At 60.5% G+C, this 9094-nt stretch carries 10 protein-coding genes; 3 read left to right on the forward strand and 7 right to left on the reverse strand.

Going from position 1 to position 9094, the window contains the following annotated elements:
• Positions 1 to 138: 138 nt before the first annotated feature.
• Both AB3X94_RS40580 and AB3X94_RS40585 read right to left on the reverse strand, forming a co-directional pair.
• Positions 139 to 480 (reverse strand): RsbRD N-terminal domain-containing protein, encoded by a 342-nt coding sequence (locus AB3X94_RS40580; RefSeq protein ID WP_368594268.1) that lies wholly within the window; start codon positions 478 to 480, stop codon positions 139 to 141.
• Positions 477 to 740: a hypothetical protein gene (locus AB3X94_RS40585; protein WP_368594269.1), complete on the reverse strand. Its 264-nt coding sequence runs from the start codon at positions 738 to 740 to the stop codon at positions 477 to 479. The genes AB3X94_RS40580 and AB3X94_RS40585 overlap by 4 nt, the downstream gene beginning before the upstream one ends.
• A 1367-nt stretch (positions 741 to 2107) precedes the next feature.
• Here AB3X94_RS40585 and AB3X94_RS40590 point away from each other — a divergent pair.
• The gene (locus AB3X94_RS40590; protein ID WP_368594270.1) at positions 2108 to 2314 is read left to right on the forward strand and encodes a hypothetical protein; all 207 of its coding nucleotides are present in this window, start codon (positions 2108 to 2110) and stop codon (positions 2312 to 2314) included.
• A 40-nt stretch (positions 2315 to 2354) separates the two neighbouring features.
• Positions 2355 to 2513 (forward strand): hypothetical protein, encoded by a 159-nt coding sequence (locus tag AB3X94_RS40595; protein WP_368594271.1) that lies wholly within the window; start codon positions 2355 to 2357, stop codon positions 2511 to 2513.
• A gap of 991 nt (positions 2514 to 3504) precedes the next feature.
• On the opposite strand, the gene AB3X94_RS40600 is transcribed toward AB3X94_RS40595, so the two are convergent.
• A complete protein-coding gene (locus tag AB3X94_RS40600) occupies positions 3505 to 4239 on the reverse strand; it encodes a hypothetical protein (protein WP_368614400.1) in 735 nt (244 codons plus the stop codon).
• A gap of 11 nt (positions 4240 to 4250) precedes the next feature.
• On the reverse strand, positions 4251 to 4604 hold the full coding sequence (locus AB3X94_RS40605) for a hypothetical protein (protein WP_152854516.1): 354 nt from the start codon (positions 4602 to 4604) through the stop codon (positions 4251 to 4253).
• A gap of 379 nt (positions 4605 to 4983) precedes the next feature.
• Between AB3X94_RS40605 and AB3X94_RS40610 the strand changes: the two genes are divergently transcribed.
• Positions 4984 to 5604, forward strand: a complete 621-nt coding sequence (locus AB3X94_RS40610) for a sel1 repeat family protein (protein WP_368594273.1) — start codon at positions 4984 to 4986, stop codon at positions 5602 to 5604.
• Between the two features lie 85 nt (positions 5605 to 5689).
• Here AB3X94_RS40610 and AB3X94_RS40615 read toward each other — a convergent pair whose 3' ends face one another.
• The 3 genes from AB3X94_RS40615 to AB3X94_RS40625 form a co-directional block, all read right to left on the reverse strand.
• Positions 5690 to 6055 (reverse strand): hypothetical protein, encoded by a 366-nt coding sequence (locus tag AB3X94_RS40615; RefSeq protein ID WP_368594274.1) that lies wholly within the window; start codon positions 6053 to 6055, stop codon positions 5690 to 5692.
• Between the two features lie 1099 nt (positions 6056 to 7154).
• Positions 7155 to 7511, reverse strand: coding sequence for a hypothetical protein (locus AB3X94_RS40620; protein WP_368594275.1), 357 nt, complete (start codon positions 7509 to 7511; stop codon positions 7155 to 7157).
• Positions 7512 to 8856: 1345 nt separating this feature from the next.
• The coding region (locus AB3X94_RS40625; protein WP_368614401.1) for a transposase at positions 8857 to 9094 on the reverse strand (238 nt) is incomplete at its 5' end.

A 9094-nucleotide genomic window follows, 5' to 3' on the forward strand; every position in this document is an offset into this window, starting at 1 on the left:
TCTCCTTGAATTCCTTGCTATGCCGCCGGCGCCGTGTCGGCTGCACCACATCCTGGACAACCTCGACTTCGTCCGTCATGTACACCTGTCCATTTAAAATTTGAATGGACATGATCGTCGGGCGGCATGACTTGCCGATCAAGATGACTTCGCCGGGTGCTTACCGCGCAGGGCACGGTATTCCGCTACCACATCGTTGATCCCGTAGCCATGCGCGAGACGATCGTCCGCGTGCTCGCGGGCGACCCTGTCCAAAGCGGATTGTGCATCGTGCCGATCGCCGTACGACTTGGCCTTCTGCTGCGCGTCAGTTTGCGGTTCGCGCATATCTGCCGCAATCCACATCAGGATGTCACAAGCCGAGTTCCGCAGCTGGGTCTCGGTGAGACGGGTGTCCGTCAGGCTGACTGTGCGCGCATATTCTGTCCAGTCCGCAACCAGCGCAGAAAGATTGGTTTCAATGAAGTCCGACGGGCTCATGATTCCCTCGGTCGTTGACGGCCGCCATGCGACCAGTGGCGCTGCGGGAAAGCGGATAGCTGCGCGGCGCCCAGTGCCAGCGGGACCCCGGCAGAGCTGTCGCGACGGGGGATCACCTTGTCCACCAGGTCCGCGCAATGGCCTGACAGCGCGGTCCAGCAGAATACAGGTTCGTGGTCACCGCCGCTTTCGAGCAGGGTGATGCCAGCGCTACCGGCGTTGCACAGTGTAAGAGCGATGTCGGCCAGTACCTGCAGCACGGGACTGGCCGACCCGGCGAGCGCCTGCGCGAGTCGATGCGGGCGTTGTTTTCCGCCGCAAAATCAGGCGCCGGCCGGGACGTCCTTCCACTTCCGGGGTAATGAGCGCTCCCGCTCGCCGGACGCGGCTCACGACAGGCGACGCGGACGGTTCGATCGTAAGAACCTCCGGAATTTCATTGGTCGCATAGCGCGGGAAAAAACTACCGACTGAGTAAATTTTAGTGCGTGCTACGCAACCGGGCCAGCGCTGCAACGCCAGCGGCCGCGGCGCCACCCCGAATTATTCGGCGCGGGCCGCCGCACCGCGCATATCAGCGGCCATCACGTCTAAACCGGCGTCAGCCGTGGTCTGGCCAAGCCAGTGACTTCCGACTTGCTTATCGTTCTGTTGGCGGTATTGCCTGTTTCCGGCTCGCGGAGAAAGGTGGCGAACCTCTCTGAATCAAATAACCAGTTGCTAAGGGATATTCGAACCCTCAAAGATGGTCTCGCGGCCGCCCATGCAGAACCGGACAAGGGTTCTGGCTTTGCATAACAGACGATGCATGGTTATCCTTTTTATTCCAGCCAACGTCCCGATGGCAATGACAACCGCAAAAGTCTGTCGATATGTGGTTGTGACGGAAGAAAGATACGACCGGGATGCATGGCGTTCGGAGTTCTTTGTCAGCGTCGAAGATCCGGACCCCGCCGCGGCTTTATTCCATGAGGGTGACTGCAGTCCGCGGTTCGAAACTGCCGATGCTGCTGCGAGCGAGGCGCTTCGGCGAGGTGTCGAATTCGCCAGTTCGTTGCCCGACCCTTACGTGATCGGACTATTGACGCTTCGCAGCTAGAGCCGGCTCGATTGCAGGCCGCCGCGAATAACGCCGCACGGACATCGAGATCAGCCACAAGGAGACTCCAGACTGCTGCGCGCGAGATGCCCGTCACGCCTCGACGTCAAAACCGCCGTCATGTTAACGGTGCTCACCCTCTGCCGAGGACAAGGGGGCCGTCCCGAGCCGACGTGCGCCTTACGAAACGAAGTCTGTGGCGCCCATGGCAGGTAAGCCCTGCGGGGATGGAACAGGACGGATCTGTCAGCTTGATGGCTTCGCAATGGAAGTCGCCGTCCAGCCGCATATCAGCCGGATGCTGCACCGCGACGGCACCATCGTGGCATGACGATCGCCTTCGAAAAAGTCTTTCCCACATATTGATCTATCGCGCATTCCAGCATTAAGATGATCGCCCTGGCGCGCGACCTCCTACCCGAACAGGAGCGCATTCCGCAGCCGCCATCCCCGAAATGATCCTGCTCGCGAAGCGAGGCCGACGGATCAGGTTCCCAGCGAAACGGCAGGTGTAGCCAGGAGACGGAGATGCTAAGTCCACGTGAATTCGCCACCCCCATGCTGCTCAAGGATGCGCCCGACCTGATGTGTCTGGACGGTGCGGATCTGGAGGCGCTTCTGGACCGCCAGCTCGTCACGCTGGAACAACTCGCATCCGGCCAGCAACGCCCGCTCATTACCAGCGACGGACACCTGCTCCTCAAGGCTGCCGCTCGTGTCCCGAACGACGAATGACACATCTTGCGTAATCCGTTCCGCAGTCAAGGAGTATTCCGTGGCCGAATCGTGGACAGGAATCGCCGTCGGTCTGTTTGGGCTGACTTCCGCCGTGCTGCTGGTTGCCGCTCACTATCGACGCGAATTGATCCGGCGGCGGCAACTCAGGCAGATGGACCATCGTCATTGTTGGGACGTGATGCAGCACAGGCGCTGAATGGGCGCTTTCGGATACAAAGCGCTCTTCGAAATGTCCAATTGCCGACAGAGGCGAACATCGCCTCATGGCCGACAAGGCCCGCTCGATGTTCGCGTGACCGGTCATTCGCTGATGCGTGAGCGATTTTGCAGACAGCATCTGCAAAATTCGTTCGGTCGGCCAAACTGCCCTTCTATTTGCAAGACGGTTTGTGGCGAAGCTGAGAGAGTGGTGACGGGAACTGACGGTTAGTTGCGATTTTGCACACCGATGCGAGTTGACAAATTTCTATCCGCAGTTGAGACAGATTTAATATGTTCTACGGCAATGGAAAGCGCGAACTTCTGACGCTATACGACATTGTCGGTACGCCGATTCGGCGGCACCGTAAGGTCAAGGGTGTCGCAAACCCGTTCGACCCGCAGTAGGAAAGTTATTTCGAAGAGCGGTTAGGCTTCGCGATGATGGACTCGCTCAAGGGCCGGATGCGGCTGATCCGGTTGTGGCTCGATCAGCAGCGGTCCTGTCCAGCCTGGCATCAGTTGATCACGAAATCCAGTGGGTGGCGTCTACTTCACTTGGAACGAAAGATCGATGGCGGAAAGGACACGATTCGTAACCTGACGATGCTTCACCGGATTGTCATCGGATCGCGCGTGCCCTCGGAGTCTCAGTAGTGAAACCGTTCCCGGCAATGGGGCTTTGAAAGGCTTTGGCCGTGTGCGGGGAAACTCGCATGCACGATTCTTAGGGGGCGGCGGTGCAGTAATGCACCGCTGCTACCCGACCTCAATACCAATTCAGGCAACGTCCCGAGGAAACCACGATCGGTCCCATTCCACAATTGCGTAGGAATACGACCTATATGTTGAATCTTTGGTCTTGACAGATTTTCGTCAGGTATTGGAACTGGTCCTTTTGGTGTTCACTCGCCCGGTTAAAGCTGATTCCAGCCCCGGTCGAATCCAGGCACACGACCGCAGCCGCGGACTCTTCCCGGCATTTCGAGTTACCGGCGAGCTGCCCTGCGGCCTTGGCGCGACGCTGCGATCGCTTCGCGCAGATCCTCCAGCATCGCACTGACGTGCACACCCGCGAGATCGCGCGCGGCCTGCGCGGCACCAAGTTCGCGGCGCAGTTCACCCATTTCGAACTCGAGCTGACGGATCCTCGCACGTGCGTCCTTGAGCGCGGCCGTCGTCAGCTGCAGCTCGCGTGCGCTCTCGTCGTCCGCATTGGATGACACCCCTTGGCCGGCCCGTGCATGCAGCGGCGCGACGCTCTCGCGCAGCAGTTCGCGCAACAATGGCGTGAGCGAGGCGCGCAGCGCGTCAGCATCGACGGTGACGGGATGTCGGGCGTCTTCACGTTTCCTGCGCTGCGCCACCGCGGACAGTTGTTTTACGGCGGCAGCCGTTGCTACGCGCGAGTCAGCAGGAAGCAGCGCGGACGCTTCGGCAGCCGCCTGTACAGCGCCACGCTCGAGCGCCTGCGCGCGCAACACCGCGGACTGGATTGTCGGCGTACTGGGGCGCCGACGTACTCCGACCTGCGGCGCGACATCCCGCAACAACCGACCGTAGGTCGTGGCGCCATAGACACGGCCCGTCGTAGCGCGTACCGCCGCAACGAGCCCGTCCAGAAAACCCGTGTTGTCCCGAGGGAAGTGACGGTCGAGCATCGCAACCGCACTCGAGATTGCGCGCACCTGCGAGTCGCTCCATTCGATTCGGGGTCGTCCCATTTGCCGCACCCTCAGAACAGCAACGCCTGGCGCGGATCGCGCGCGGGCGGCCGGGAGGCGGTGGCCCCCTTGCGACTGCGCGCGGAGGCGCGGCGCTGTGCAACGCGGCGCAGATGCGCGATCAGGGACACGATCTCGACGCCCGCCGTAAGGGTCAGCGCAAAGCGGCCAATCTCACCCGGCGCAGTCGCCGAACCCGCGCGCAGCGACGGCCGCAGCGCCAGGCGCCGCGCGCGGGCGAGCAACTGGCCGCGGCTCATTCCGGGCCAGCAGTCGGCGACGAACTGGCGGACGGTGGCGGGCAGTGACTCGGGCGCGACATCGCCAGGCAGCGCCAGGGCAATGAGTTCGAATGCATTAGCCATCGTGGAACCATCTCCTTCTATCACCTCACGCGAATCGGACTGAGCGCTGACCACGCGGTCGCCGCCAGCGACGCGTGCAATCCAGCGTCGCCCCAATTCGGTCACCTGAGGTATAAATAATGCGCATTATTATACCTCTCCTCCTCACTGCCTGGCACCGCCACCTGGATATGGCAAACAGGCAGGCCTGTATAAAGTACCCGCGCTGGATCACTTCGGTACGGTCGCGGCTTCGCGCATAGCGACGGCGGAAAATCAGGGCAGCGGTACGCTCCGCCACCTGCCGAACGTACGCAGCCAAGGACACGGGATCCCGACATTGCAATTGGCAAAAGGTGAGCTAGAATCAGGTGCACTCTTCACCGGGAGATTGCTCACCATGCAAATGGAAAGCTGGGTCGGGACAATCGAGCGCGAATGGCATCAGTTGCGCCACGCTGACCCTACACTGGATGTCGAAAAGTTCTCGCGCCACGTCATTGCGGCAAACAAGACTGGATTCCTGTCACCGGAGTCGCTCGCGGCGATCGCAAATGCACTGCTCACCAGCACGTTAAACCGCGCACCCCATCTGGGCCGCTGGTTGCTGGAGCGTATTGGCGCGAACCGCCATCCCGCCTGGCGAATGGCCATGGCTATTTCTCTCGTCACACCAACAGGAGGAGAGGCGGACTTTGGCAGAGGTAACGCGATTCTTGAAGACGTGATGAAGGACGAGACCGCGGACGGTCGTCTGCGCGGCCTGGCCGCCGCGGCGCTTGCCGACAGTGCACGGCTCGGGCGCGGCATGCAGCTGGACGCAATCCGTGCGCGCTCGCTGTACGAGCAGGCCATTGACCTGGGACACAATGCCTCAGCACACAACCTCGGACTTTTCTGGGAAGGTGTCTGGGGTGCGGAAGACAATAGCGTTGTCCGGGAGCGCACAAAGGCCATGCAAAGTTATCGACGCGGTGGCGAAGATAAACGTTGCCAACGCCGTCTGGAAGCGCTGGGTTGAGACCCTGTCGGCGTGACACCCCGCGCGAAACGGTGTCTCACTTCGAATCATGGATGACGTTTCAATGACTGTTTCCTCCTTTGCGTCACCCTTTTGCGGTCAGCCGCTCCACCGCTGCAAGGTAGCGGGCCTGGGAATCGTCAACATTGCCTTTCTGCCCCGCGCTCAGAACGTCGTACAGATGCCCGGCGACCACCGAGCCGATCGCGTGAATAGCATCGTGCCGCGTCAGTCCTTCGCTTATGAGGCGATGCATGGCCAGGACCACAGGGTCGAGACCCATCGCAATCTGGTTTTCCACGACGGTATGAAGCACGGCGTGTGCGGTGACATTTGGAAGTTTGACGTGCGCCGCCCGATGCCAGGCCTCGGCCAGGGCAATGCGCTCCTGTTCGTCGAGTTCGAGCCATGAGTCAGGCTCGGGCGCGTTTTGAGGGTTGTACGCTTCCATGCTTCACTCCTTTCAGTAACTGATCCGCACTGTAGATCACCCTCAGCCCGCAAAAGCGGCAGACCGCTTGCCTTCACATTATTGGGCCGCGCAGGGGAGTTTGTATGGCGCGGCAGGAAATGAGGCCGCAAAGACGCAACTACTCCATTACCGGGCTCTTAGAATAGCCCGGTTTGCCTCTCGTCCTGCGCTGGCGGCAAAGAGGCTCGGGCGCGCCGGGCCCCGCCGCGACGCGCGAGTCGGCGCACATGAGCTACGAGCTCGGCGCGCGCATCGTCGGTCACCAATACGAGTGCATAAAACTGCACGCCGTCGGGCCTGCGTTCGGGGCGCGCCCGCAGTGAAGCGCGCAACGCGAACCGACGTGCGCGGTCGAGCAACTGCGCCCGGCTCATTCCGGGCCAGCACGCGGCGACGAATTGGGATACGGGCGCCGGGAGCGATTCAGGTGCGCAATTGGCGGGCAGCGCCAGAGCCACGAGTTCGAGGCGATAGGCCATGCGAAGCGGAGAAGTCCGGAACATATAATCGTGGTGGAAACTGTGTTGCGCGACAACGGTCTCGCGGCGCTTTTTATCCAGCAATCGCGGCCTTGGAGAAGTCGCTCGTTACTACGTCTACGTCCAGGCGGCTCGCCTGAAACGACGTCGGTTCGCCCCCCGTCTGGTAACGATCCATAAGTAACAGTTGTTCATCGTAGGCTAGGTCCGCTACAAATTACGTATCATTCACTACGACAGAATCGACGGCGCCTAGACGCCATCGTTTTACGACCGCACCGATCAGCTTTTTGCTACCCCTAGCAAAAATTCGCCGTGAAACAAATGTCGGGAACAGCGGAGAAGCGTTGACGAACGGGGCTTCCAAGCAATTGAAAACAGTTTCGCAATGTTTCACGAAGGTACCGTATCCGCCGCCGCTATGGTTCGGGGACCCGGCTATTAGATCGGGGTCGCTGTTGGTTCCGTAACAGAAACCGGTACGGTGTTAGCGGTGGCAGTTAACTTGGCATAACTAAATGAAAGCCGTCGGGCTCAGTCCAAGCCTTAGACCCCTGCGCGACGGACCCACGCCGCAACTCTATCGCTGGGGGGCAGGCTCAGGAGAAGCGTTTATCCTGCCAAACAGCACCTCGAGCACCGTTAATGACGAGCAGCGTCGTACGTCGTGCAGGCCGACCCAGCTTTTTAAAAGCCGTGTCCGACAGCTTCTTGTGCTGTGGATGCTCGAAGCACAGTCGTCGAATGGCGGCTGCGGGCACCGCTTCGTCGATCAGGCCGTGGCAATGCGGAATGTAGATAACGGTGCACCTCGGTGTGATCCAGTTCGCGCAGACGCCTTGCTGATCTTCCGTCGGGCTCAGCGAGGATGCGCCTAGAAGTTCAAGTATCCGCTGGTCGACTGGTCGTGTCGCTGGCAGGCACGAACCGGCGGCAGTTGTGACGTTATTTCGCATGGGAGTCTAGGACCTGGGCCAAGTGACTTGCAGAATGACAGCAGAGCAGCGCTCGCGGACCGCTCACCACGTTTGGCCGGCTATACGCGGTGACAAGCGGTCCGGGTGTAATGAAGCGACCACGATGGAGAGATTGCGATGCTGTCATAACTGCGGAGTCAAGAATCCGCCTGGTACGCCACGGATTCGGGGCTCGCTCCCGAGTGCCACCCTCGGGAGCCGTCCCCCGAAATCATCGCGGACCGCGCTTGTATTTCCCCGTGCGGCGCACGGGCCGCAGCAAGGCTGCATGCGATCGTGAACTGGCATCCGCGAATTCGGCAACGCTCGGCGCGCTTGCACTGATGCGGGACAAGATGAGCAAGAACCTGATGGAAATCGGTGCGCACTCGTCACCCATGCCTTGGTGATATTCGAACGCATCGGCCGCGTGACGGCAGAGCTAAGCGGCAGCCACGGATAAATCGTAGAACGGGCTATTGCAGGTTCCGAGTAACGATATCTCGATGCGTGCCTATCTGTATCACTGGCCCGATTCGCGAGACGCTGCGCCCCTGTTATAACGAATTGGAGCGACTCATTCTTAGGTATGTATGCCGTGAGCAGACCGCGATGTCGAGCATTGGTACCCATGTGTGCGATCGCCACTTGTAGTTCATGGCTAACTCGGATCCAAAAGGGATCGGCGAGGGCAAACTGAGGCGTTCATTGCGGTGGCGTCCGCTTGTCGGCCCGCTTTCGCCGGAGTTGCAGCGGTTCGCGGTGCTCGTGCTAGTGGGTTTCCAGAGGGGCTGGTAGCCGTGCAAAATCTATCCGGCAAAAACCCTGGGCGGCAGGCGATCTCCTGGCTACCGGCTAGAATGAATATCACATCGCCGTCGACAAGACGCTGCCCCAGCTGCTCTAGCGTCGCTCGCCGCGCCTGACGGCATCCCCGACCGGATTTGTGCGCGTTACACCGAGCCGGCGCCCAGCCGCCCGTGTTGCCGAAAGAGCCTGCCTTCGGGGCGCGTCCGAAAGGGAAGTCGACGTCTTGTGCGCGCGCTGTGCTTCCGTGGCCACGACGTGGTGCTCAACTTCACGGTCTGGCGCTTTTGTCGTCCCTCGTCGTGCCGAACACGGTCGAAGCAAAGGTAAGTTATCTGGGTGCCCGCGGGATGCTCACCGGGGACAAGTTCGAGTCGAATTCGCTTTTCGACGTCCTGACCTCTGATGCTGTTGTTGAAAGGCATCACGAAAGTGTGCCGGTGTTGATTGCAACATACGGTATCTCGACGAAGCCAGTCGTCTACGCGGCTTTTCTTCTCGATGGCGTTGTTGTTGGCAGGAACGCGATTAGAGGGTGTTAGGCACTTTTGCTAAGGGTTGCAAAGTGAACAAGCATAAGCACGGAGAAGACGACGAAGTGCAAGCCAGCCAGAGTTTCGGGCAATCGCTCGTAGTCTCGTGCGAGCCAGCGGAAGCGGTTGAGCCAGCCGAAGCTGCGCTCAACCACCCAGCGGCGCGGCAACAGCACGAAGCCTTTTTTCGCCTCGGGCAACTTGATGACCTGAAGTTCAATCCCCTCGTCAAGCGCCGCCTGT

This window comes from Paraburkholderia sp. BR10923 (assembly GCF_040948765.1).
Classification (GTDB): domain Bacteria; phylum Pseudomonadota; class Gammaproteobacteria; order Burkholderiales; family Burkholderiaceae; genus Paraburkholderia; species Paraburkholderia youngii.

What these genes read in the sequence shown, in the direction of transcription:
- AB3X94_RS40580 (WP_368594268.1), bottom strand. Translation starts at nt 480, where the DNA reads ATGAGCCCGTCGGACTTCATTGAAACCAATCTTTCTGCGCTGGTTGCG.
- AB3X94_RS40590 (WP_368594270.1), top strand. Translation starts at nt 2,108, where the DNA reads ATGCTAAGTCCACGTGAATTCGCCACCCCCATGCTGCTCAAGGATGCG.
- AB3X94_RS40600 (WP_368614400.1), bottom strand. Translation starts at nt 4,239, where the DNA reads ATGGGACGACCCCGAATCGAATGGAGCGACTCGCAGGTGCGCGCAATC.
- AB3X94_RS40605 (WP_152854516.1), bottom strand. Translation starts at nt 4,604, where the DNA reads ATGGCTAATGCATTCGAACTCATTGCCCTGGCGCTGCCTGGCGATGTC.
- AB3X94_RS40610 (WP_368594273.1), top strand. Translation starts at nt 4,984, where the DNA reads ATGCAAATGGAAAGCTGGGTCGGGACAATCGAGCGCGAATGGCATCAG.
- AB3X94_RS40615 (WP_368594274.1), bottom strand. Translation starts at nt 6,055, where the DNA reads ATGGAAGCGTACAACCCTCAAAACGCGCCCGAGCCTGACTCATGGCTC.
- AB3X94_RS40620 (WP_368594275.1), bottom strand. Translation starts at nt 7,511, where the DNA reads ATGCGAAATAACGTCACAACTGCCGCCGGTTCGTGCCTGCCAGCGACA.